Annotated in this window: 20 protein-coding genes; 10 read left to right on the top strand and 10 right to left on the bottom strand. The window is 41.7% G+C overall.

All coding sequences use genetic code 11. The features are described from left to right. Nucleotides 1-74: 74 nt before the first annotated feature. The 3 genes from Q4492_RS13095 to ftnA all read right to left on the bottom strand — a co-directional run bounded on the left by Q4492_RS13095 (nt 75) and on the right by ftnA (nt 2,451). The gene (locus Q4492_RS13095; protein WP_303418699.1) at nt 75-1,451 is read right to left on the bottom strand and encodes a sigma-54-dependent Fis family transcriptional regulator; all 1,377 of its coding nucleotides are present in this window, start codon (nt 1,449-1,451) and stop codon (nt 75-77) included. An 88-nt stretch (nt 1,452-1,539) separates the two neighbouring features. Then, complete coding sequence (locus Q4492_RS13090; RefSeq protein ID WP_303418696.1) at nt 1,540-1,749, bottom strand: hypothetical protein; 210 nt, start codon at nt 1,747-1,749, stop codon at nt 1,540-1,542. Between the two features lie 165 nt (nt 1,750-1,914). Then, nucleotides 1,915-2,451, bottom strand: a complete 537-nt coding sequence (gene ftnA, locus Q4492_RS13085; protein ID WP_303418693.1) for a non-heme ferritin — start codon at nt 2,449-2,451, stop codon at nt 1,915-1,917. 610 nt (nt 2,452-3,061) lie between these two features. Here ftnA and Q4492_RS13080 point away from each other — a divergent pair. Together Q4492_RS13080 and Q4492_RS13075 are read left to right on the top strand one after the other, a co-directional pair. After that, nucleotides 3,062-4,153: a YCF48-related protein gene (locus Q4492_RS13080; RefSeq protein WP_303418690.1), complete on the top strand. Its 1,092-nt coding sequence runs from the start codon at nt 3,062-3,064 to the stop codon at nt 4,151-4,153. Next, complete coding sequence (locus Q4492_RS13075; protein WP_303418688.1) at nt 4,153-6,501, top strand: RND family transporter; 2,349 nt, start codon at nt 4,153-4,155, stop codon at nt 6,499-6,501. The genes Q4492_RS13080 and Q4492_RS13075 overlap by 1 nt, the downstream gene beginning before the upstream one ends. Nucleotides 6,502-6,576: 75 nt before the next feature. On the opposite strand, the gene Q4492_RS13070 is transcribed toward Q4492_RS13075, so the two are convergent. Continuing rightward, on the bottom strand, nt 6,577-6,888 hold the full coding sequence (locus tag Q4492_RS13070; protein ID WP_303418686.1) for a hypothetical protein: 312 nt from the start codon (nt 6,886-6,888) through the stop codon (nt 6,577-6,579). 241 nt (nt 6,889-7,129) lie between these two features. On the opposite strand from Q4492_RS13070, the gene Q4492_RS13065 reads away from it, so the two are divergent. The 5 genes from Q4492_RS13065 to Q4492_RS13045 all read left to right on the top strand — a co-directional run bounded on the left by Q4492_RS13065 (nt 7,130) and on the right by Q4492_RS13045 (nt 13,777). Further along, nucleotides 7,130-8,881 (top strand): flagellin, encoded by a 1,752-nt coding sequence (locus tag Q4492_RS13065; RefSeq protein ID WP_303418684.1) that lies wholly within the window; start codon nt 7,130-7,132, stop codon nt 8,879-8,881. Between the two features lie 105 nt (nt 8,882-8,986). Beyond that, complete coding sequence (locus tag Q4492_RS13060; protein WP_303418682.1) at nt 8,987-9,349, top strand: flagellar protein FlaG; 363 nt, start codon at nt 8,987-8,989, stop codon at nt 9,347-9,349. Nucleotides 9,350-9,396: 47 nt separating this feature from the next. Continuing rightward, a complete protein-coding gene (gene fliD, locus Q4492_RS13055) occupies nt 9,397-11,514 on the top strand; it encodes a flagellar filament capping protein FliD (protein WP_303418681.1) in 2,118 nt (705 codons plus the stop codon). A gap of 56 nt (nt 11,515-11,570) precedes the next feature. Next, the gene (gene fliS / locus Q4492_RS13050) at nt 11,571-11,969 is read left to right on the top strand and encodes a flagellar export chaperone FliS (protein WP_303418679.1); all 399 of its coding nucleotides are present in this window, start codon (nt 11,571-11,573) and stop codon (nt 11,967-11,969) included. Between the two features lie 35 nt (nt 11,970-12,004). Continuing rightward, complete coding sequence (locus Q4492_RS13045; protein ID WP_303418677.1) at nt 12,005-13,777, top strand: tetratricopeptide repeat protein; 1,773 nt, start codon at nt 12,005-12,007, stop codon at nt 13,775-13,777. Nucleotides 13,778-13,823: 46 nt separating this feature from the next. Here Q4492_RS13045 and Q4492_RS13040 read toward each other — a convergent pair whose 3' ends face one another. The 6 genes from Q4492_RS13040 to rfbB form a co-directional block, all read right to left on the bottom strand. After that, nucleotides 13,824-14,810, bottom strand: a complete 987-nt coding sequence (locus tag Q4492_RS13040; RefSeq protein ID WP_303418675.1) for a sulfotransferase — start codon at nt 14,808-14,810, stop codon at nt 13,824-13,826. An 82-nt stretch (nt 14,811-14,892) separates the two neighbouring features. Next, nucleotides 14,893-15,720, bottom strand: a complete 828-nt coding sequence (locus Q4492_RS13035) for a sulfotransferase domain-containing protein (protein WP_303418673.1) — start codon at nt 15,718-15,720, stop codon at nt 14,893-14,895. 10 nt (nt 15,721-15,730) lie between these two features. Next, nucleotides 15,731-16,447, bottom strand: a complete 717-nt coding sequence (locus tag Q4492_RS13030; protein ID WP_303418671.1) for a WbqC family protein — start codon at nt 16,445-16,447, stop codon at nt 15,731-15,733. Between the two features lie 15 nt (nt 16,448-16,462). After that, complete coding sequence (locus tag Q4492_RS13025; RefSeq protein WP_303418669.1) at nt 16,463-17,590, bottom strand: DegT/DnrJ/EryC1/StrS aminotransferase family protein; 1,128 nt, start codon at nt 17,588-17,590, stop codon at nt 16,463-16,465. Continuing rightward, on the bottom strand, nt 17,571-18,449 hold the full coding sequence (rfbA, locus tag Q4492_RS13020; RefSeq protein WP_067866523.1) for a glucose-1-phosphate thymidylyltransferase RfbA: 879 nt from the start codon (nt 18,447-18,449) through the stop codon (nt 17,571-17,573). The genes Q4492_RS13025 and rfbA overlap by 20 nt, the downstream gene beginning before the upstream one ends. Nucleotides 18,450-18,461: 12 nt before the next feature. Continuing rightward, nucleotides 18,462-19,511 carry a dTDP-glucose 4,6-dehydratase gene (gene rfbB, locus Q4492_RS13015; RefSeq protein ID WP_303418665.1) on the bottom strand — a complete coding sequence of 350 codons (1,050 nt, stop codon included), beginning with the start codon at nt 19,509-19,511 and terminating at the stop codon, nt 18,462-18,464. 244 nt (nt 19,512-19,755) lie between these two features. Between rfbB and Q4492_RS13010 the strand changes: the two genes are divergently transcribed. From Q4492_RS13010 to Q4492_RS13000, 3 genes are read left to right on the top strand one after another with little or no spacing between them, the layout of a single operon-like run. Continuing rightward, nucleotides 19,756-21,204, top strand: coding sequence for a sigma-54 dependent transcriptional regulator (locus Q4492_RS13010; RefSeq protein ID WP_303418662.1), 1,449 nt, complete (start codon nt 19,756-19,758; stop codon nt 21,202-21,204). Between the two features lies 1 nt (nt 21,205). Further along, on the top strand, nt 21,206-22,306 hold the full coding sequence (locus tag Q4492_RS13005; protein WP_303418660.1) for a PAS domain-containing sensor histidine kinase: 1,101 nt from the start codon (nt 21,206-21,208) through the stop codon (nt 22,304-22,306). 24 nt (nt 22,307-22,330) lie between these two features. Further along, complete coding sequence (locus tag Q4492_RS13000) at nt 22,331-23,701, top strand: sigma-54 dependent transcriptional regulator (protein WP_303418656.1); 1,371 nt, start codon at nt 22,331-22,333, stop codon at nt 23,699-23,701. Nucleotides 23,702-23,726: the final 25 nt, after the last annotated feature.

The raw sequence follows: 23,726 nt of genomic DNA, 5'->3' as shown, positions 1-23,726 counted from the left end.
GGGTTGCTTTTTTTGTGGGGTGAGAAATAACTAGATATGTCTTAAATGTTAGACGTTTGTTTTTTTTGGGTGTATTAATTATTGGACGCTTTGTTTAAGTGTAAGTATAAACTTGCCCTTGATATGCCAAGCATTTTCGCTGCGGCGGTTTTGTTTCCGTTACAGCTTTGAATGGCTTGTTTTATTGCGTCTATTTCTGTTTGTGCTCTTTTGCTTTTTAAATCGGTTGCTGTTGGTTGGTTTGATGTAGTGTGGGGTAAATCGTCTAATGCGCCTAGATCGTTGGCTTCTATGAATTCTCCTTCGGCCATCACGCAGCCGCGTTCAATTCTGTTTCTTAGTTCTCGAATATTTCCAGGCCAGTGATAGCTTTTAAGCCACTCATAGGCTGCTGGTGAAAGGGATAGTTCTGGTAGCTGTGATTGATGTTGGATCTGCTGCAACATATGTTGAGAGAGTTCTGGGATATCTTCTCGTCGCTCCCTTAAAGGTGGCAAATTTATGGGGAGTACATTGAGTCGGTAGTACAGATCTTCTCGGAACAGGCCCTTTTCTACTAGTTCTCGAAGATCTTTTGCTGTGGCTGCAATGATCCTGACGTCTACTTTTTCTAAGCGGTTGGAGCCTAAGGCCTCAACTTCTCTTTCTTGTAGTACTCGGAGTAGTTTTGCTTGCATAGCTAATGGCATTTCGGCTATTTCATCAAGAAAAAGTGTGCCACCATCGGCCAGTTGTACTTTGCCTATACGTCCTTTGCTATTGGCGCCAGTGTACGCACCTGGGGCGCTGCCAAATAATTCCGCTTCGGCTAGGGCTTCAGGTAATGCTCCCATGTTAATGCCCACGAAAGGGGCGCTTCTTCTGGTTGATGCGTGATGGATGCCTTGGGCTAATAATTCCTTACCCGTGCCGGTTTCGCCAAGAAGAAGGAGGGTTGTGTCTAATTGTGCGGCTCGAAGCGCTTGGCGTCGTAATAATTCTGTCGGTTGGGAGCGGCCAAGCATGTCGTCTAATGCATATCGACTAGGTCTTAGGATCTTTTCATCTTCAAATTTGCGGCGTAAGCGGGCAAATTTATCAAACAGAGGTTGTAAGCTTTCTAAGTCATCATAAAAAACAAAGCCGATCGCACCTATAGTTTGCTGATTTTCGTTTTTAATGGGTAAACGGGTGACAACGCACCAGCGATGCTTTATCTGCATAAGGTCAACAAAACTAGGTTTGCCGCTTTTTATAACGCGAGGGAGTTGGGTAGTAGGGAGGAGTTGCTCTACATGACAGCCAGTTGGGTCGACGTCGGGGGCTATATCTATAAGCTCTTTATATGCATTGCTCATCCATAGGATGTTGCAATTTTCATCTACTGCTATAGAGCCTTGGCATAAGCTCGATAGTAGATCTAATAGATTGTGATTATTGTCTTGATCTATCAGTTCGCGCAGAGAGTCCATAAGTACCGCAGTTTTATCCTGTTACTAGTTAGGATAAAACTACGCGTAGAGGCGCTCGCTGCCAAGTTATTTAGTAAAAAAATAACTCTTATGCAGCGTTTTTCTTATTCTGCTTTTGGCGTCGAGAAATGGAGCCTTTAAGTACGGTCTCCCATTCGCCTGCTGTACTCATTAGTAGAGAGCCGCATTCGCCACATTTACAGATTTGTGAATGGCCAAGGTCGCTGACGGTTTTTAATGAAGGGTGTTCTTTCCCTGTTTTTACTAGCTCAAAACAAAGTACACAATCAGTATTCACGCTTTATTCTCCTTCCCTGTATTAGGCATGAGAGGCTGCTTTGAAAGTATTTATCGGACAGCCTATCAAAATCTTTAGAATAAAATCTATAAAAAACAGAAAGTTTTTGATAAAACTTGGTGTTGTTTGTAGAGTTGTTTCATAACTGATTGATAATCATGGTTTTTATATTTTATCTGATGCACCATCCATAACGCTGCCACCTGAACCATTTTTGGCTAATTCGCCAATCTCTTTATCGATAAAGAACAATCCTTTGCCATCTTCGCCGATAATCTTGATTTTATCTAAAATGCCATTGAAGAGTTTCTCTTCTTCATGCTGTTCTGCGACATACCATTGGAGAAAGCTGAAGGTTGAGTAATCGTGGTGAGTAAAAGCGGTGTGGGCTAATTCATTGATCTTTCCAGTAATGAAGCACTCATGCTCATATACTTTTTCAAAGAGATCTTTAATTGAATTGTATTCCGCATCGGGTGCATCTATAGCACCTATCATTGCTGTTGCGCCGGTTTCATTCACATAAGTGAATAAACGTTTCATGTGTGACATCTCTTCGTCAGCATGTTTGTATAAGAATGCGGAACAACCCTCAAAGCCTTTAGATTCAGCCCATGCCCCCATCTGTAGGTAGAGGTTTGAAGAGAAAAACTCTAAGTTTATCTGCTCGTTAAGTTTTTCAAGCATTGCAGGGCTTAGCATAATAATTGGATCCTTTTAAAATAATCTTTAGCGGATTTTAAATCATTTCAGGTTTGCATAACCACTTTTTGGCGTTAGCAGAGCGTGCGCACTTTTTGCATAGATAGCAGCTGGAGCGAGTATAGCTTGCAAGTGTCTTGAACTGCTCTTCTATATCTGCCTTTTTTAATTTACATAAGGTTTTTGGTTTTGACATAGAGAACTCGGCAAGTTTTTTGTTAATGATAATCAATCTCAAACGCTATGTGAAACAATAATTGCCGAATATGGCTAAGTCTAGATAAAAACATTCTATGACCGTGAAATAGCTGGATCGACCTTAGAGCCTGAGTTTAGGCGTTAAAAAGAAGAGCGGACGCAGAGCAACGTGTTTTTAGGGCCTTTTTTGTGCTTCGCTTGATAGGTGTAGCTGATAAATTAGTTTTGAATGACGCTAGTCAATATAAGCCTTCCATTGCATTATGGTTATGATAGATGTGTAGATGGGTTTGCTATAGTGACCTATATTGTTAGTGATAATGGGAAAGAATGTTATTGCTGTGTTTGCGTTAAAGGTAGATGCTTTTTAGCTATTAAAACTCCCGACAAAAAAATAATAACTGGGCTTTAGATGAGCAAAATAACGTTTTCTTACAGTGTGGTCTTTGGTTGCTTTTTAGCATTATCTCAATGTGTATTAGCTGATCGTCTTGTTCAGTCTGCGATACAGCAGGCGGCTCCTGAAAAATCCCTTTTACTTACTATTTCACGTGCTGGTAAACGCTTGGTTGCTGGGGGTGAGCAAGGGGTGATTATCTATTCGGGAGATCGTGCGTTAACTTGGAAGCAAGCGGAAGTTCCTACCAGCACTTTAATTACAAGCTTGAACTTTTTTGATAAACAAACAGGCTGGGCTGTAGGGCATGATGGTGTCATTTTAGGGACTAAAGATGGTGGCCTGTCTTGGCAAAAGAGATTAGATGGTGCTGTGATTAATCAGTTAAGGGTAGATGCGCTTGAGACTGAATTTAATTATCAAAACAGTTTGGGCGCTGTTGATGCTGATTTATTAGAAAATCTTGGTTACCAGCTGGATGATGCAAAAATAGCTGTTGAAGAGGGTCCTAGTTCTCCACTACTTGATATTATCTTTTTAGACTCGCTAACGGGTTATGCGGTAGGTGCGTATGGGCTTTTTCTTAAAACAAATGATGGTGGTTTAAGTTGGGTTTACGAAGGGTATAAATTACCTAATCCAGACAGTTTGCATTTGAATAGAGTAATCCAAACGCAAGCGGGGCATTTGTTGATCTTAGGTGAGGCTGGGCTGTTGATTGAGAGTCTTGATAATGGGGGGAGCTGGCATAAAGTTGAGTTGCCTTACCAAGGTTCCCTTTTCTCAGCAGTTGAGGCAGATAGTCTTTATCTAATGGGGTTGAGAGGTACTGTGCTTAAGCGTACTCGAGATGAATTGGGCAGCACTGTTTGGAATAAAATTGATATAGGCTCAACTGCAACAATTAATGACGCAATAGTGGTTGATGATATTGCCTATCTTGTTGGGCAGGGGGGGGCTTTATTACAAAAGCAGGGAGAGGCTTTTGTGCCTTTCCAAAAACGTGGTCTTAGGAGTTATAGTGCTGTCGAGTCTGTAGGGCAGTATCTTATTGTAGTCGGCGAAGGTGGTGTTTCTCGAATTGATTTGAACGGAGGGACTGACTAATGAAAAGGTTGTCCTCAATACTGCTCTGGCCGATTAATACCAGTGAAAAACTAGCTGAGCGGGTACTTTTTAGTTATCGGAAATTGCTTTTAGTCGGTTTTTTGATTGCCACTTTATTCTTTACTTGGCAGGCCTCACAGATTCGTCCTGATGCTAGTTTTGTGAAAATGATCCCTGCTCAACATCCGTTTGTTGAAAACTATATGCGCTATAAAGATGATTTAGCGGGTTTAGGTAATAGTATTCGTGTTGTTGTTGCAGCAAAAAATGGCGATATATTTAGTGCTGAATTTCAGTCAACTCTCAAAAGTGTGACTGATGAGCTGTTTTTTATTCCTGGGGTTGATCGTTCCGCATTAAAGTCTATTTGGACACCTAATGTACGCTGGACTGAAGTGACTGAAGATGGTTTTGTTGGTGGTCCAGTAATACCTGCCAAATATGATGGTTCAAAAGAAAGTTTAGAGCTCGTACGCACCAATATTCTTCGCTCAGGTCAGGTGGGAATATTAGTAGGTAATGATTTTCGCTCAGCTATGGTGCAGGTGCCTCTTTTTGATAAAGATCCAGAGACAGGGGAGAAGCTTGATTATAAAGAGTTTTCCGCTCTGTTAGAAAAGCTGGTTAGAGATAAATATAGTTCTGAAAATATCAGTATTCATATCACCGGATTTGCGAAAATTGTTGGTGACCTGATTGATGGTGCGGTTGAGGTGGCTCTATTTTTTGCGATCGCTTTTGTGGTCACTATGGTGCTGCTCTATCTCTATTCCGGCAGTGTAATGGGTACGATTATTCCTTTAATCTGTTCTCTTGCAGCGGTCATATGGCAGTTAGGTGTATTGAATCTCCTTGGTTATGGAATCGACCCTTATTCGATGTTAGTGCCATTTTTGGTGTTTGCTATTGCGGTCAGCCATGGCGTTCAAATTGTAAATACAATCACACTAGAGTCTGCTACGAATGGGGCTGATAAGCTTCAAGCGGCAAAGCATGCTTTTAAAACAATCTATATTCCTGGGTTAACGGCGCTGATTTCAGATGGTATCGGCTTTATTACGTTGATGGTAATCGAGATCCAAGTTATTCAAGACCTGGCTGTAGCTGCATCTATTGGTGTTGCCGTTATTATTTTAACCAATTTAATGCTGCTCCCTTTGTTAATGAGTTATTTTGGGGTGGGTCGTAACGCTATAACTAAAGCCAAAAAAGGAATAGAGAAAAAGGATTCCCATTGGCACTTGTTAAGTGTCTTCGCTACTCAAAAAGGAGCTATAGTCGCTGTTGTGATTGCTATCTGTCTCGCGGTTTTAGGTATTTATGGGAGTAAAGGGTTACAGATTGGCGATTTGGATGTGGGTGCCCCAGAGTTGCGAGAGGATTCTCGTTATAACTTAGATAATAGTTTTATTACCGCTAATTACTCTACTTCGAGTGACGTGTTTGTTGTGATGGTTTCTACGCCAAAAGAACATTGTAGTCGCTATGAAACGTTGGCTTTAGTCGATCGTTTCCAATTTTACTTACGGAATGTTTCTGGGGTGCAATCCAGTATTTCGCTGGTGGATGTATCGGAACGTGTAACGGCAGGTTTGAATGAGGGGAGTCTGAAATGGCGTTCGGTAATACGTAATCAGTACGTGATTAATGCCTCTCTCTCTTATGTTCCAGCGGGACTGATGAACAGTAGCTGCTCTTTATTACCGGTTATTATTTTCCTTGATGATCATAAAGCAGAAACATTAAAAGCGGTGACAGTTGCTGTCGATGGTTTTGTTGCTCAATACGAGACAGATACAATCAAGTTTAATATGGCGGCAGGCAAAGCAGGCTTTGAGGCCGCAACAAACGAAGTGATTGAAATGGCCCAGTATGAGATGCTGATCTGGGTTTATTCTGTGGTGAGCTTCCTGTGCTTATTGACCTTTAGATCGCTTCGTACGGTAGTCTGCATCATCGCGCCCTTGATATTAACCTCAATCCTATGTCAGGCGTTGATGGCTAAATTAGGTATTGGCGTAAAAGTCGCTACATTACCGGTGATCGCTTTAGGTGTTGGTATAGGTGTGGATTATGGTATCTATATTTATTCAAAAATGCAGACCTATCTGCAGAAAGGTCATAGCTTGGCTGAGGCCTATCTTGAAACTTTACAAAGTACGGGTAAGTCTGTCGCATTTACTGGATTGACGTTGGCAATAGGGGTTGTTCTTTGGACTTTCTCGCCTATTAAGTTTCAAGCGGATATGGGGGTTCTACTTACCTTTATGTTTATCTGGAATATGTTGGGTGCGTTGATATTGTTACCCGCAATTGCGCGCTTGTTACATCCAAAAATCAATGAATAGAGTGCTGGCGCTTAGGTAGGCCTGTTGGTTTGTCGCAGTATTAAAGTAGGTGAGAGTGGTGGTAATGACTTTTATCTACTTTAATGCGTTCAGCATTTTTTGCATTTTTGCACCTTGTCCTAAGGTTTTCTTCTCCTTAACGAGCTTTAATTTATAGTCGCCAGCTAGATCCATTGTGCGGTTGTTAGTTGTTTTTATCTCTAATAATAAAGCGCGTAGTTGAGATTTAATGGCATCATCGGCTTCTGCTGTCATTATTTTTTCTATAGTGGCTGTGTGTATCTTTTGTAAGTCGGTTAACTCGTCCCATCTTCCTTCTTGCGCTAATACCTCCATATTGGTGGATTGTTCTAGTGCTTCTTCTGCGAGCTTTATTAAAGGGTTCATGCTTTTCTCCAAAAAATACTAATGATCAGTTTGAAGGTGCCGATAACAAAAATCAACGAGGCATTGGGCTACTTGGAAAAATGCTTAGGAAAAAAGTAAATGTTTTTTCTAAAGGGTTTTTGTCAATGGTCGATAACCTACACAAGCTTGGATTTTCAGTCTTTTTAAAGTTGGAAATTCAAAAAGAAAATATTTTTATTACGGTCGGTCAAACTCGGCTGAGTATGAGGAGAATAAACTCATGTCAATGGTAATTAATTCAAACATCATGTCGCTGAATGCTCAGCGTAACCTAACGCTTTCACAGAATGATCAGAACCAGGCAATGGAGCGTTTATCTAGTGGTAAACGTATCAACTCTGCGGCAGATGATGCAGCGGGCTTGGCAATCTCTAACCGCATGACTTCACAGGTTCGTGGTTTGGATCAAGCGGTACGAAATGCAAACGATGGTATCTCTCTAATTCAGACGGCTGAGGGTGCGTTGGATGAAACAACTAACATCCTACAGCGTATGCGTGAACTATCTATCCAGTCTGCCAACGGTACTTACGATGATGGTAACCGTGCAACATTGGATGCTGAGGTTCAGCAGTTGATTGCTGAGATCGATCGTATCTCTGAAACAACTAAATTCAACGGCCTTAATATTCTTGACGGCACTTTAGGTGAGGTTGAGCTACAAGCCGGTGCTGATGCCAATGAAACTATCGCGCTAAACATTGGTGCGACAGATACTCAATCTTTAGGTAATGGTACGGGTGCATCTATTATTGGTGCAACAGATTCGGGCAATGACCTATTGACTCAGTTGCAGACATTTGACGGCACAGAGACAATGTCTATTAACGGTATTGATATCGGCGATTTGTCTGCTGAAACTGTTCTGCAGGATGCTATTGATACAGTTAACTCCAACGTTGCCGGCGTGACAGTTGGTACATTGGCTGAAGCTACAGCGACAACATCGGGTGACGGTATCGTTGCTTCAGGTGAATACATTCAGTTTGCAGTAACTATGGCGAATGGCGATGTGCAGACGTTCCAGGTATCTGAGACGGGTTCTCTTCAGGAGTTGGCTGATAAAGCTAACGAAGTATCTAACGGTCTTATTCAGGCAGAGATTAATGATGATGGCTACCTGACTGTATCTGTAGAGGGTGCTGATAATGTTGCGCTTTCTGCAAGTGGTGCTACGTTAAATGATGCCATTGGTACATTTACGAATGCAACGTTTGAAGCTGCGCTTACCATCTCTGACGATTCTGGCGATGCTGTAACCATTGAATATAATGATGCAGCTCATGCTGATGTTGTTGGTTTAGATACTCGTTTAGAAGCGGGTACTGTAACAGGCTATCAAGCTCAAGCGCAGGGCGATGTTGATGCGGGTCAGGTTACTATAAATGGCGTAACGCTTGGTGAGTACGATTCAACTGTTGATTATGACGGTAACAGCACTGCTGGTGAAGAAAGTGATTTGGTTGCTTGGTTGAACTCTTACACAGATGAAACAGGTGTGACAGCGTCTCTAGATGGTGCTAATGGCGTAACTGATGCTTTAAAACTTACCTCCGTTGATGGTGGTGATATCTCTATCTCATACAAAGATGGTGATGAAGCTGCGATGGAGACTATCTTTGGTCTAAATGAAACCAATGCTGCAGCAGGTGCTGGTGGTAGCGTAGCAAGTATCGATATTTCGACTGCTAGTGGTGCACAGGAAGCTATAGATATTATTGACTCTGCACTTGAGCAGATTAACTCCACTCGAGGTGATTTGGGTGCGGTTAATAACCGTCTAGACTTTACAGTGAATAACTTGTCAAACGTATCTGAAAACGTTTCGGCTGCCCGTTCACGTATCGAAGATGCTGACTTTGCTTCAGAATCTGCAGCCCTATCAAGAGCTCAGGTACTACAGCAGGCAGGTACAGCAATGTTGGCTCAGGCTAACGCTGCACCACAGCAAGTACTATCTCTACTTCAGTAAATACTAGCTATACTATTAAGCTAAGTGCCTAGTAGAGTGTTGATCCCCCTGAGTCTATAACGATGATGGGGGAATTTTCACAAGGTTAAATAAGAGGATTGAGTTATGGGTATTGAATCGATGGGGGCAGCTGCTAATGTCATTCAGCCGTCACAGCAGACTCAACAAACCGTAAGTCAGGTTAAGCCTCAGCCTGTTGAAGCACCGCAGAAAAACGAGCAGTTTCAACAGACCCAAGAGGTTTCAGCAGAGAAGTTAGATGCTGCTATTGATCGTCTTAATGAGATGATGGAAAGTGGCCAGCGCTCGTTGAGTTTTTCGGTTGATAAAGCTTCAGAGCAGGTTGTTGTGGAAGTGCGTGATTTAACAACTGATAAAGTAATACGTCAGATTCCAAATGAAGAGGCGCTAGCATTTGCCGAATCATTGGATCGGATGATAGGATTCCTTTTTGATAAGAAAGCCTAACCTTTAAAGTCTTTCTTCCACCCACTTAAAAACCAGAGGCAAAAACCATGAGTGATAGCATTATTAGCTCACTGGGAGCCGGTTCTGGTATCAACACCTCCAGCATTGTTTCCCAGCTCGTAGACATTGAGAAGGCTCCTAGAGAGGAGCGTTTAAATGATACCGAAGAGAAACTGGAAGCTCAGATATCAGCATACGGAACCTTACAAAGTAGCTTGTCTGAGTTGCAAACAGTGCTTGATCCCCTTGCAGATAACGACACTTTTAATGCGCGTACGGTGTCATTCCCTGATACTGATGTGATTACACCTAATTCAGTAGACCCAGGTGCGCAAACGGGTACCTATCAAATAGAGGTTGTTGAAGTTGCTCAAGCCCAGTCTTTAGCGACAGGAGCATACTCTGATAAAGATCAAGCCTTGAATGAGGCAGGTACGCTGACTATTAGTTTTGGTACTTGGACTTATGATGAAGACGTTGATCCGGGAGCTGATGCTGATTCTGATCAGGATCCTTATTCCTTTGCGACTAATGACGAGCGGGCAGCGTTAAATATTACGGTCGAAGCTGGAGACTCTTTACAGGATATAGCCGATAAAATTAATGCTGAAGATGCGGATGTTCAAGCATCAGTTTTATTGGTTGATGGCCAGTACCAGTTGTTATTAACCGCCCCTTCCGGTGCAGATAATGCGTTGAGAGTGAGCAGTGATGATGCCACTAAAGGTGATGCAACAGGTTTAAGTGTTTTTGAATTTAATGAAACAGAATCGTCTCAAGTTATCGAAACGCAGCAAGCGAAAGATGCAGAGCTAAAAGTTAACGGCCTTACCGTCTTTCGTGAGACAAATGAAATTGATGATGTTATTCAGGGGTTTAGCTTTTCGTTAAATAAAGCTGAACCTGGTAGTAGCTTTACCTTTACTGTTAGTGAAGATACATCCATAGCCGAGCAAGCGATAAGAGATTTTGTTGAAGCTTATAATCTCTTTTATGAAACAGCGCAGAATTTAACGGGTTATAGTACGGATGAGGATAACCAGACAGTCAAAGGTGATCTAGCCACTGACGGTACAGCCAAAGCAATGCTTAACCAGATTAGATCTACGATCGGATCTTTAGTGCCAGGTATTGATGATGGTTTTACCGCGCTAACAAATGTAGGAATACGTACTGAGTTAGATGGAACGCTGTCTATTGATGAAGATGATTTCAGTCGAGCAATGGATGAAAATTTTGCATTAGTTGAGACTTTATTTGCGACTAATACAGGATCATCTAGTGATGAAGTATCAGTTTCAGTGGGGAGTTATGCGACAGGTACTGTTCCGGGTAATTATGATGTTGTTATAACCACGAATCCAGAAAAAGCATCGGTGAGCGCTAATGCGATGGCTGATGGTGGTGCTATTGGTTTTGATAGTGCTACTGATACCGTTGCTATAGCTGACGCCACTTTGTTAGACCTATCCTTTAAGGTGACTGTGGACGGGGTTGAGTCTGACACGATTACGCTGACAGGTAGTTATACAACTGCAGATGAAATTCGTGCAGACCTGCAGTCATTAATTAATGGCGATAGTAATATTAGCGGAGCTAATGTTGCTGTAGATGTGACTTATGATGAAGCCACAGATCAATTTGCTTTTACATCCAGAAGTTATGGCGTAGCCTCGAGTGTTGCTTTTGATACGGCTGATTTTGGTGCAGATATCGCTGAGCTGGGTTTTATTACACAGTCAGATAATGGTGTTGATGTAGTGGGTACCATTGATGGGGAAGCGGGTTTCGGCTCTGGTAATATTTTATTGCCAGCCATCGATTCTGATCCTTATGGCCTGAACTTTACCATAGGTGAAAATGCAGTCGCCGCAGGCACTGCTACTGTTGATTTCTCTCGTGGGTTTGCTGGTGAACTTGATAAACTTATTGCTAGTTTTCTTTCTTCATCAGGTAGTATTCAGCTTCGTGAAGACAATATTAATCAAGCGTTAGAAGATGTTGCTGATGATCGTGTTGAGCTAGAGCGTAAGATGGAAACATTTGAGTTGCGTTTGTCTGCACAGTTTTTAGCGATGGAGCAAATTGTTAGCAGCTTTCAAAGCACCGGTAGTCAGTTAGACGGTTTACTTGAACAGTTGCCATTTACATCTACGAGTAGTTAACACAGCGTTTATAGTTAGACATGAGTTTAGAATATTTTATTGGATAGGTATGTTTTATGAGCGTCAATTTAAACGCCCTAAAAGAGTATAAAAGTGTAGATCTTAGGGCGACTGTAGAAACAGCGAGTCCACATAAGCTTATTTCGATGTTATTAGAAGGGGCGTTGACCTCTTTGGCCAAAGCTAAAGGCTCTATCGAACGTAAACAGATTGAAGAAAGAACTGAACACTTAAACAAAGCTTCAGATATTATCGTCGGTTTAAAAGGTGCGTTAGATTTAGAAAAGGGCGGCGAAGTGGCGGCTAATCTGGACGAACTTTATAATTACATGATACGTCAACTAATAGTGGCTAATCGTGAAAATAATGCTGATAAAGTTCAGGAAGTGATGGGGCTTATTTTGGAGATAAGGCAGGGCTGGTCGAGTATGCCGGTAGAGCTTCAGAACGATTAGTTTTTAGTTTGTTAAATTATGTGTAGTAGTTGCCTGTGAATCAGAAAAATGATCTTGTAAAAAAGGCTCTCGCTCTTGGGATTTCAAGTTATCAGAACTCTAATTTTCCACAGGCTAAAGCACTATTTCAAAAAGTACTTCAGCTCGATGATAGTAATTTCTATGCATTGCACTTCTTCGGGATTATTCTTCTTCAAGAGCAGAATTACAAAATAGCGCAGCTTTTATTGGCAAAGGCTCTTGGTTTGAAACCAAAGGATGCCGAAGTTAATCATCACTTAGGTTTAGCATTTAAAGGCCTAGGTGATGCAAATAAAGCGAGTCAGTGTTTTATCAAAGCGGTAAAGTTGCAGCCCTCTTTAGCTGTAGCGCATCTAGGTTATGCGGATGCGCTTTCTGAATTAGGGCGATATAAGGATGCAATAGCGGCTTATAAAACGGCCTTAAAGCACGATTCAACGCTGATTAAGGCCCATAATAATTTGGGGAGTGTCTATCGTAAACGTTCAGAACTTTTAAAAGCTATTCCCTGTTATCAAGCCGCCTATGATCTAGATCCTTCCCGCCTAGATATTTTTAGTAATATATTAATGTGTATGGCGTCCGAACCCTCTGTGTCTTCAGAGGAATACCTTATTAAAGCCCAAGTTTATGGTAAAGCTGCGCGCGCAAAAGCAGAACCTTATACAGAGTGGCCGTTATTAGAAAAGATAGATAAGCCGAAAATTAGAGTAGGGCTTGTTTCTGGTGACTTAAGGAAACATTCTGTTGCTTATTTTTTGAAGAGTTGGATCGATAAACTTGATAACAGTAAAGTCGAGTTACTTGCCTATAGCAACTATTCCGACGAAGATGAAGTCACTGAAGAGCTAAAGCCCTGTTTTACTAAGTGGAGTAAAATTGCTCACCGATCAGATAGCGATATCGCACAGACGATTTATGATGATCGGGTCAATATACTAATTGACTTGTCAGGGCATACTGCGCATAACCGATTACCTTTGTTTGCTTGGAAGGCTGCACCTATTCAAATCTCGTGGATGGGTTTTTTTGCAAGCACTGGGGTCGCTGAGATCGATTATTTCATTGGTGATCAATGGAATTTCCCTGATTCTATTAAACCCTTTTATGTTGAGGCGCCTTGGCACTTAAATATATCAGGTTGCTTCTTTCCGCCAGATACTGATGTGTCTGTAGGGGATCTGCCCGCGCTTAAAAATGGGTATATAACGTTTGGCTGCTTACATAAGATTACCAAGCTGAACGATGACGTTGTTGCGCTCTGGTCGACAATTCTTAATGAGAATGTCTCTGCAAGGTTATTGATTAAAGATACTGCTTTTTGTGATGCAGCGACTACGAGAAGTATTAAAGATCGGTTTGCTTTACTTGGGGTTGATCCGGAGAGGATTGACTGCGAAATGGGAGAAGCAAGGGAGCTATACTTTGATACGTACAAGCGTATTGATATAGGTTTGGACCCTTTCCCATTTAATGGGGGAACGGTTAATTTAGAATCGCTGTGGATGGGTGTGCCTTATATCTCTTTACTGGGTAGTGATCGTATCTCTCGACGGGGGGCAGCAGTTTTATATAAGGCAGGCTTGGATCAGTTTGTTGCAGAGAATGAAGGTGAATATATTGAGATTGCCAATAAAGTTTGTGCAGATATTCATGCCTTATCAGAGGTGCGTAAAGGGTTAAGGGAGCAGGTTAGTGAATCACGGTTATACAATGGTTCCTTAATGGCACAAGATTTAGAAAGTGCTTTTAGTGATATGTGGTTCCGTTATATTGAAAAAGTATGACTCGCCTCTGAGGGCTCATCGCATGTAGTGTGTCGCCATCACCACATTAATTGTCATGTTCATGTCGATAGAAATTTCGTTTAGCATCCATACTTTTTAACGTGCCTGCCGAGCGCTGAGCAGGAATATCTTGTCTTTCTTGTTGCTCAAGCATATTAATCCTTTGCGATGAAATCGTGTCTAAATATTCTAGGCTGTTTATCGGTGTATAGTTAAGTTCTTTCATCTCGAAATAGCATATTTTCTCCACAAGTGAGATCTCATTTGACGTGAGTTCGTCTGTATACTTCGCACTGTTATTCGTTATTATGGGGCGCGACAGGTTGGACCAGCTTTCCTGTATTTGTGCATTGAGACGGGTTGTTTCGTCATTATTGAATTTGAGCATAGATGGTTGGAATTGGTGCCCTAAAAATGACAAGGTTGCAGATAAAGCTTCTTCGGGGTTGTCTATTAAATTTTCATATTTGATAAGAAATGCTTTATTTACTTTACGTAGTATATGGTAGTTACTTAGAAATCTTTGTTGGTCATAGGACCATTGTTTGGCGCCAACAATAATGCCCCCGGGATGGCTTTTATTTTTTTTCCACGATAATGCCATGTCTCTTGGGTCTCTGGTTTGGTAAATAAATTTAGCCTCTGGGAAGTTTATTAGCAGAAAAGGCAGAAATTCGTATAGATGGTTCTCTTTAATGAAAATGTTGTCTTTTCCGTCTTCAGATGCTTCCTCAATGAAAATATTTTTGAGTAAAGAAACAATGTCCCCGCAGGGTGCTAGCCCTTTCAGTTCTGACTTTTTGAACTCCTTTTTCCAAATCGAGAAGCCCGCAGATAGCAGTATATGAATGTCGTCTATTAGGGCATACCAGTTGCGTTGATTTGATAAATCGCCATATCTAAATAAGTTCCGAGCAACGGGGTTGATTAGGTGCTTAGTTGAAGGGCCGCAGATCTCTGAGTGAGCATTCAGTAGTTTGGTAATTAAATTGCTACCTGAGCGTTCGGAGCACATTAAAAATGTGAAAGACATATGCTTACCTGTACGGATAACGGAGTTGCTTTGATTGTATTATGGAGCGTCTTCAATAAACTATATTTAGTTGGTTTGAATGCTATGTTAAAAATCTTTCTAATCGTGTGTCTTTAAGGTTACTTTGGATTTTCTCAGATATTTCTTTGGGGAGCTCTTGTTTCCATGCATCATCAGATTGTTGTGCTTTGTAGACGGAGTAGGGGTCTACATTGTATTGGCCTGTGCTTTCGTTTAGAAATCTTATAGTTTGATCTGTGTAGCTTAAGTCTAGAAAGTTAAATAGTAATTTTGTTTCTTGGGTTGGGTTGGCTAAATAAGCTGAATATGTAATCAAATGGACCCTGTCTGGGTACGCTTTTTTTAAGTCGAGGAATAAGGTGCTGGCTTCTTTCCATTTTTCAAATCCATTGTATTCTTCCGGCTTATTTTGATTTTTCTTCGTAGCATATTGCCATTCATTAAGCATATTCCAGTTAAGGTCTGCCCTGAATTCTTTTGGCGCCTTCAACCATGAATTTATCACTGATAATGGGTTTCTGATGATGGTGACGAGCTTCAGATCATGCTTTTTTGCCATAAGGTTGGCTAGTATGTTGTGATACCGAACCTCCTTATAAGCGATATGTGTTATCTGCTCCTTTTGGAATACTGGCAATATCCCTTTATGTCTTTGTTCTAGCTGGCCTGTAAAGTTATCGTTGCAAGACTTTAATCTCGTGAAAAAGCTGTCAATATCTCCCTGAGTTGATGCAGGTGTTAAGAAGTCTTTGTGAGCGTATGAAAATAGCGGTTGATAGCGGTATAGGGTGTTAGGTGAGCTGTTGATTATTTCCCCAATCCACGTGGTGCCAGACCTCGGAGCTCCATGTATCGCAACAGTAATCAACGTATCTGTATTGTTGCTCAAAGTGTCATCCTTATTCTACCGTGAAATGCTGAAACAGTGTTTTTGTCTCATCTATCGTATTGAACATTAAAGCATCAATGATCGAAAGAGAAGGGATGAAATCATGATGAAACTGAGAATAGTGACACGCTAGACTACGTATAAAATGAAGATCAATACCTTGGTTTTTAAAATCTCCCTTGCTGTATAACTCTTTTCCACCAGGGGCGTTTAGATAAGATGTGTAGCCTAGGTCTTTTGTTATTTTGATTAGGCGTTCTGCTTTGTCCATGCCTTGTGTATGAGGCGAGATGTCTGAGGATCTTTTATATGTAATGTCGTGATTTAGGTATTGGTAAATTAATTGAATTGCATTGATTGCAACGGAGGCTATTGATTCGTTTTGAGTGTGTTTGAGTGAGGCGTCAATGAGCTCCATAACTTGAGTGAAGTGTGGGGCTTTTTGATAGGAGTGAGTTAATTTTGCGTAAAACTTCTTTTTCCAACGTGTATCCATGCAAGTCAGAGTATCCTTAATTAAAACATTCTGGCTGGCTTGTTGAATGGGTAGAGTGAACAGGCTAGGTTCTTGCTGGAGCAGAATCCTATTTCTGTTAATCCAGCCTTTTTTTATGTAACTCACATCATCATAAAAAATGAATAGCTCACTAGCTTCGATTAAGTGAAAGTAGCCTAGATAAGGAAAAATATATGGCTGCATTATGGCGACATGGCCGTGCTTCTTCATTTTTCGCCTGTTTCGTTAGTGGTTATTATCTAGGTTATCTATTGAGTGAGTATTAATTGTGTGGTTAATGATTTCACAGATATGCTTAATCTCTTTTGTCGTTAGCCCATTATAAATGGGAAGGCACAGTATTCTAGTAGAGATGTCTTGAGATATGGGGCATCTGTTTGATGGGTTGAGATGTTCTACTGTATCTAAACTGGGGTGAAAGTAGCGTTTGGCTTCTATGTTATGTGACTTTAGGGTTTTTAAAGTCGATAAAAGTGTCGCTTCTGAATCAAGCAGAATAGGCACGTATGCACTGTTATTGGTTATATTTAATTTGATCACCGAAGGGGTGTTTTTGAGCTCGTCTTGATAAACCGCAGTTATGTTATTTCTCTCTTTTATGATGTCTGAAATATCATTTAAAATGGAGAGGCCTACGGCGGCTTCGAACTCGTTCATTTTTGCATTGATACCGAGCCTGCAAGGTTCTTTATTATCGTTAAATCCGAAGTTTATGATCTCTTTTGCTTTGGCTAAGTCTGATTTATGTTTGAAGCGTATCATGGCCCCTTCGACGGTATGAAACAGCTTGGTTGCGTGGAAACTTATAATGCTGGCATCGCCGTACTGAACTATATTTCTACCTTTGTACTTAATGCCAAACGCATGGGACGCATCGTAGATTGTTTTTAACGCGTATTTCTCTGCTATTTCGTTAATTTCTTCTATTGGACAAGCATTTCCAAAAACGTGAACAGGGACAATAAATTGGGTGTTCTTATTTATTTTTTCTGCAATCGAATTGGCAGATAAACACCAGTCGGTGGGGTTTATATCGGTAAATATCGGTGTGATCCCCTCCCACTTTAATGCGTTACTTGTGGCGATAAAGGTGAACGGTGTAGTGATCGCCTCAATGGGGCTCGTTTTATCATCTACCGGGTTTATGAGCGTTTGATAGGCTATCTGCAGTGCTAAAGTACCGTTAGCAACCAGCAGGATATGGTCCGATTCAAAGAGTTCTTCTAGACGTTGGGTTAGCTCGTTAACAAGCGGACCATTATTGGTTAACCAGCCGGAGTCATAGATACGATCTATATATTTATCTAATATTTGTCTGTTTGGAAGGTAAGGTCTAGTTGAAGGTATCGACATCTAACATACTCAATAAATATTCACCGTAATGGCTTTTACAAAGGGGCTTGCTAATTCTTCGAATGTCCTCTTCGTTTAACCAACCGTTTCTATAGGCAATTTCTTCTAGGCAGGCTATTTTATAGCCTTGCCTTTTTTCTATTGTTTCTACAAATTGCGCGGCTTCTAGTAAACTGCCATGAGTGCCGGTGTCCAGCCAAGCAAATCCTCGTCCGAGTAACTCAACTTTTAATGCCCCTCTATCGAGATAGGCCTGATTAATAGATGTTATCTCAAGCTCACCTCGCTCTGAAGGTTTTACTTCTTTTGCAATATTTATAACATCATTGTCATAGAAATAGAGCCCTGTGACGATAAAGTTAGATTTAGGCTTTTTGGGTTTTTCTTCAATGGAGATTGCATTGCGGTTTTTATCAAGCTCCACAACCCCAAAGGGTTTTGGGTCTTTGACTTGATAGCCAAAGATTGTTGCTCCTGATGTTCTGGCTGCTGCGCTTCGTAGTTTAGGAGAGAAACCGTAACCATAAAAAAAGTTATCTCCAAGGGCTAGGCATACGCTGTCTTTACCAATGAAGTTTTCGCCAATAATAAAAGCTTGTGCTAGGCCTTCAGGTTTAGGCTGAATTGCGTAACTGAGTCTTATGCCGAAGTCTTTTCCATCCCCTAAGAGTCGTTTAAAACTATCGTTATCTTCGGGGGTCGTAATGATTAAAATATCTTGTATCCCGCTGAGCATGAGTACTGATAGCGGGTAATAGATCATCGGCTTGTCATATATGGGTAGGAGTTGTTTGGTGATGGCTCGGGTGATGGGATATAAGCGAGTTCCTGAGCCGCCAGCAAGAATGATACCTTTCATAATTTGGCTCTCTTAGTCATTATTATTTTTGTTATCTATGGTGGATGCTTTGTTGTTATTGTACCAATCGCTGTTGTTTAAGTACCAGTGTACAGTTTCTCTTAGACCGTCACTAAAAGAATGGTCGGGTTTCCAGTTTAGCTGTGAATAGGCTTTATCTGAATTTATAGCGTATCTTTTATCGTGCCCAGCTCTATCTGTGACATAAGTTATAAGGGAGTGATAGGGTGTATTGTTGGTTGGGCAGAGCTCTTCGAGTAGATCGCAGACTGTATTTACCACCTCTATATTCTTTTTTTCTTCTTGGCCACCGATATTATAGGTTTCTCCAATATCGCTTTGTTTGATTACTTGGAGTAAGGCTTTTGCGTGATCATCTACATAGATCCAGTCACGGATTTGATCGCCTGTTCCATATATAGGTATTTTCTTGCCTTGTAGAGCGTTAAGGATGGTTAAAGGAATTAGTTTTTCAGGGAATTGAAAAGGCCCATAATTATTTGAGCAATGGGATATAAGAGTCGGTAATCCGTAAGTGCGTTGCCATGCTTTAACTAAGTGGTCAGAGCTTGCTTTTGATGCTGAATATGGGGAGCTAGGATTGTAGTTGCTCTCTTCTGTAAAGGGGGGATCGGTGGGTAATAAATCACCAAAGACTTCATCCGTTGATACATGATGGAATCTGAAAGTTGATTTACGTTCTGAAGTAAGTGTTGTCCAATAGTGGCGGCATGTTTCCAACAGTGTGTAAGTGCCGACTATATTGGTTTGAATGAAAGCGTTTGGTCCGGATATTGATCTATCTACATGGGACTCTGCGGCTAGATGCATTACTGCGTCAGGTTGGTATTTGGTGAATATATTGCTGATAGCTGTAGCATCACATATATCTTGTTGTTCAAAGTGATAGCGTTCGTTTTGTAAAAATGAGTTATGTGCAGTTATATTGGCAGCATAGGTTAGCTTGTCTATATTTATGACAGTATCGTTAGTGTGTTTTAGTAGGCGGCGGATAACTGCAGAGCCAATAAATCCTGCTCCTCCTGTAATTATGAATCTCATCTTATTCCTGCTTTCTGTATGAGCTTATAGGGAATTACTTTATCTTATTGAAGTTATAGTAGAAACGTTAATTTTTTTGGATTCACTGATTTTATAAAATAGGGTTTTGTTGCAAGGGGGTATTCTCATGTGCGTCAAAATATAGGCGTATATTTTTGTTTCCTTAGATTTTGTCAGATAATTGACATTCTGTGCTGTGGTTGCCACTATTGGTTCTACTCAAATCAGGTAGAGATAAGCAGGAATGACTGCGCAGCCAAAACTATTAATTATTGATGATGATCTAAGTCGCAGAGAGTTGATCTCCGCTGCGCTTTCCTTCTTAGGTCGGCCTTTCAAATTTTATGGCTTTGTTGATTGGTTGCAGTCAGATGAGCAGACGCTCAAAGGTGATAAAGTCTCTTTAGTGTTGCTTGGACAAAGTGAATTACCTATATCCCTTGAAAAACTGCTACGCAATTTACAGCAAAAAACACCTGATGCTGCTGTTGTTACTTTAGATGAATGGTCTGAAGTTGCTGAGCTGCCTGATGATCTGAAAAGTGGTGTGACAGGGCAGTTAACTGTGCCCTTTAGTTATCAAGAGTTACTCGATCAATTACATAAAGCTCAACTTTATTCTCGGCCGCCTCAGGGGGCAGGGGATGCGAATAATCCTCCTTCAGAGCTGTTTTCAAGTTTAGTCGGTAGTAGTCGGCCTATGAGGCTGGTGCGACAGGCTATGTCTCAAGTAACGGGACGTGATGTCAATGTCTTAATTACAGGAGAGTCGGGTACTGGTAAAGAGGTGGTTGCTCGGAACCTGCATGATTATTCTGTACGTAAAAATGGCCCATTCGTGCCGATTAACTGTGGAGCTATTCCTGCAGATTTGCTTGAAAGTGAGTTGTTTGGTCACGAACGGGGAGCTTTTACGGGTGCGGTTTCTAGTCGTTCAGGTCGTTTTGAGCTGGCTCAAGGGGGGACGCTTTTTCTTGATGAAGTAGGTGATATGCCTTTATCTATGCAGGTAAAACTATTACGTGTGCTTCAAGAGCGAAAGTTTGAGCGTATCGGTGGCACTAAAACACTTGAAGCGGATATACGTGTTATCGCCGCAACGCATAAAAACCTTGAAGAGATGATTGAAGAAGGGACCTTTAGAGAGGATCTTTATTATCGCCTCAATGTTTTCCCAATTGAGATGCCGCCATTACGAGAGCGAACCGAAGATATTCCTCTGTTACTGGATGAATTATTGGGCCGATTAAAAAAACAAGGTTTTGACTCTGTCAGATTTCAAATGAGCGCTCTAGAGTCCTTAAAGGCCCATCCTTGGCCTGGTAATGTGAGAGAGCTGTCCAATCTTGCTGAGCGGCTAGCAATTCTTTTTCCTAATGGCGTTGTTGGTGTTTCTGAGTTGCCGGCCCGTTTTCAGCATGTTGAAGAACCTGATCCAGCGCGTTATGTGAATTCGGAAGAGCTGTTGGAATCATCCTCTGTTACTGGCGCTATAGCTTCTGCCACTCATTTAGACCATCTGCCTGAAGAAGGGCTGGATCTTAAGGCTCATTTAGAAGCTATTGAGCGGAGCTTAATTAAGCAATCATTGGCAGTACATGATGGTGTTGTTGCTAGAGCCGCTGAGTTGTTAAAAATTAGGCGAACGACCTTAGTAGAAAAAATGCGTAAATATGGGATGCAACGTAAGTAATATGAATGATATCGAACGCTATAAAGCCCGTATTACGGAATTAGAAGCTGCCTTAAGTCAGGCGCAAGAATCTCTAGTAAATGAATCTCTTCAACGTCAAAAAAATGAAGATAAAAATATTGGGCTTAGTGACCGCTTTCAAAATTTACTGTCGATTTTGCCGGCTGGTGTTGTCCTTATTAATGGCGCAGGTAAAGTGGCTGAAGCCAACCCTGCAGCGGAAAATTTTTTGGGTACCCCTTTGATCGGGCAGTTGTGGTTTGACATTATTAACCGCAGTTTTGCACCTCGTGGCGATGATGGCCATGAAGTTTCTTTAAAAGATGGTCGCCGTGTAAGTTTGATGACCCGTGCGATGGATAGTGAGCCGGGCCAGTTAGTGTTACTGACAGACCAAACCGAAACACGGTTGTTACAAGGACGTGTTTCCCATTATCAACGGTTATCTGAAATGGGTCGTATGATGGCCTCATTGGCGCATCAGATTCGGACGCCGCTATCCGCTGCGTTACTGTATGTTGATCACCTAATGCGCCCAGATCTTTTGGTTGAACAGCGACAGAAGTTTGCACGTAAAGCTAAATCTCGCTTAACCAACCTTGAGCAGCAAGTGCGAGATATGCTGATTTTTGCACGGGGAGAGATGCGGTTGGATGATCTGATCTCTTCTTCCGCATTTATGCGGGAGTTAGAGGATATGCTCGACCTTCCTCTAGTCAGCTATGATGCTGATTGTGATTGTATCAATGATGTCCCTAACTATGAGTTTCAATGTAATAAAGATGCACTATTAGGTGTATGTATTAACTTGGTTGAAAACGCGCTGCAGGCAAGTGGTAAAGGGTGCGAATTAACTATACGTTTTACGGATGACGCGGGCCGCATAGCCCTGCAGATTATTGATCAAGGGCAAGGTATGGCGCCGGAGCAGGTAAAGCGTGCGCTAGAGCCTTTTTATACAACTAAGTCCCATGGTACAGGGTTGGGTTTAGCTGTGGCTCAGGTGGTTGCTCATGCTCATCATGGTGAATTTTTAATACGCTCCACTCTGGGGGAGGGCACTGTTGCTACTATAGTATTGCCGTGCCTATCAACCAAATAACTCTAAGCTTGAGCGATATACAATATGCCTAATAAGATAATGATTGTTGAAGATGACAATGAGTTACGAGAAGCGCTTTGCGATACGTTAGAGCTAGCGGGTTTCTCTTATATTGAGGCGCCTGATGCTGAAGAGGCCTTAGCGTTACTCGCCAAACATCAGGTCGATATGGTTGTTACTGATGTGAATATGCCCGGTATGGATGGTCATCAGCTTTTAGATGAGATTCGGAAGTTGTATCCAGGGCTACCTGTTATGTTAATCACTGCATTTGGCCAAGTGAGCAAAGCGGTTGAGGCGATTAAGGCAGGTGCTGTTGATTATTTAATGAAACCTTTTGATTCTGAAGCCCTTATTTCTGCGGTACGTCGTTTTGCCTCGGGTGCTGTTGTAGCACCAGAAGCACAACAGCCCATTGCCGAAGAGAGTAGTAGTAAGCAATTACTTCAATTGGCGAGACGGGTGGCAGCTTCAGATTCTACAGTGCTTATCTCTGGTGAATCAGGAACGGGTAAAGAGGTTTTAGCCCAATATATTCATAACCACTCTTCACGAGCGGATAAACCGTTTATTGCCATCAATTGCGCAGCTATCCCTGAAAATATGTTGGAAGCTACGCTATTTGGGCATGAAAAAGGGGCGTTCACTGGAGCATATACCAGCTCTCCCGGTAAGTTTGAACAAGCTGATGGGGGGACTTTGCTGTTAGATGAAGTGTCGGAAATGGATTTAGGTTTACAGGCAAAACTGTTGCGCGTTTTGCAGGAGCAAGAAGTTGAGCGTATAGGTGGGCGTAAAGTGATATCACTCAATGTCCGTGTGATTGCTACGACTAACCGCAAGCTTGAAACTTATGTTTCTGAGGGTAAGTTTCGAGAAGATCTTTATTACCGTTTAAATGTGTTTCCTCTTCAATGGCGACCCTTGAGAGAGCGGCCAGCGGATATAGTGCCTTTAGCAGAGCTTTTATTTAGCAAGTATTGTCAAAAGATGCAGCGTTCCCCTGTTGGTTTGTCCTCTGAAGTTGTTAATGCGCTAGTTGAGCATACTTGGCCGGGGAATGTTAGGGAGTTAGATAATGTGGTTCAGCGTGCTTTGATTTTGCAAGGGGGGGCTGAGATTCGAATGGCTGATCTTATGCTTAATCCTGCTGACATTCCCCAGGCGGAAATATCGGAAGTAGAGACCGAATTAGATGATGAAGATTTGGTGGGTCAGTTGGGCGAAGGTATGCGCCAACATGAATTCCAGTTAATTATCGATGCGTTGAAAGCAACTCATGGAAGCCGCAAGGATGCCGCTGAAAATTTAGGGATAAGTCCCCGAACGTTGCGTTATAAATTAGCAAAAATGCGTGAGCTAGGCTTAGATTTGGATAAATTGCTCGGTCGTTGAAGAATTGAGTGATAATAAAAAAGTC

The sequence above is a fragment of the Neptuniibacter sp. 1_MG-2023 genome (assembly GCF_030547185.1).
GTDB lineage: Bacteria > Pseudomonadota > Gammaproteobacteria > Pseudomonadales > Balneatricaceae > Neptuniibacter.
The sequence above is the reverse complement of the archived record's forward strand: the minus strand, read 5'-3'. Positions and strand labels throughout refer to the sequence as shown.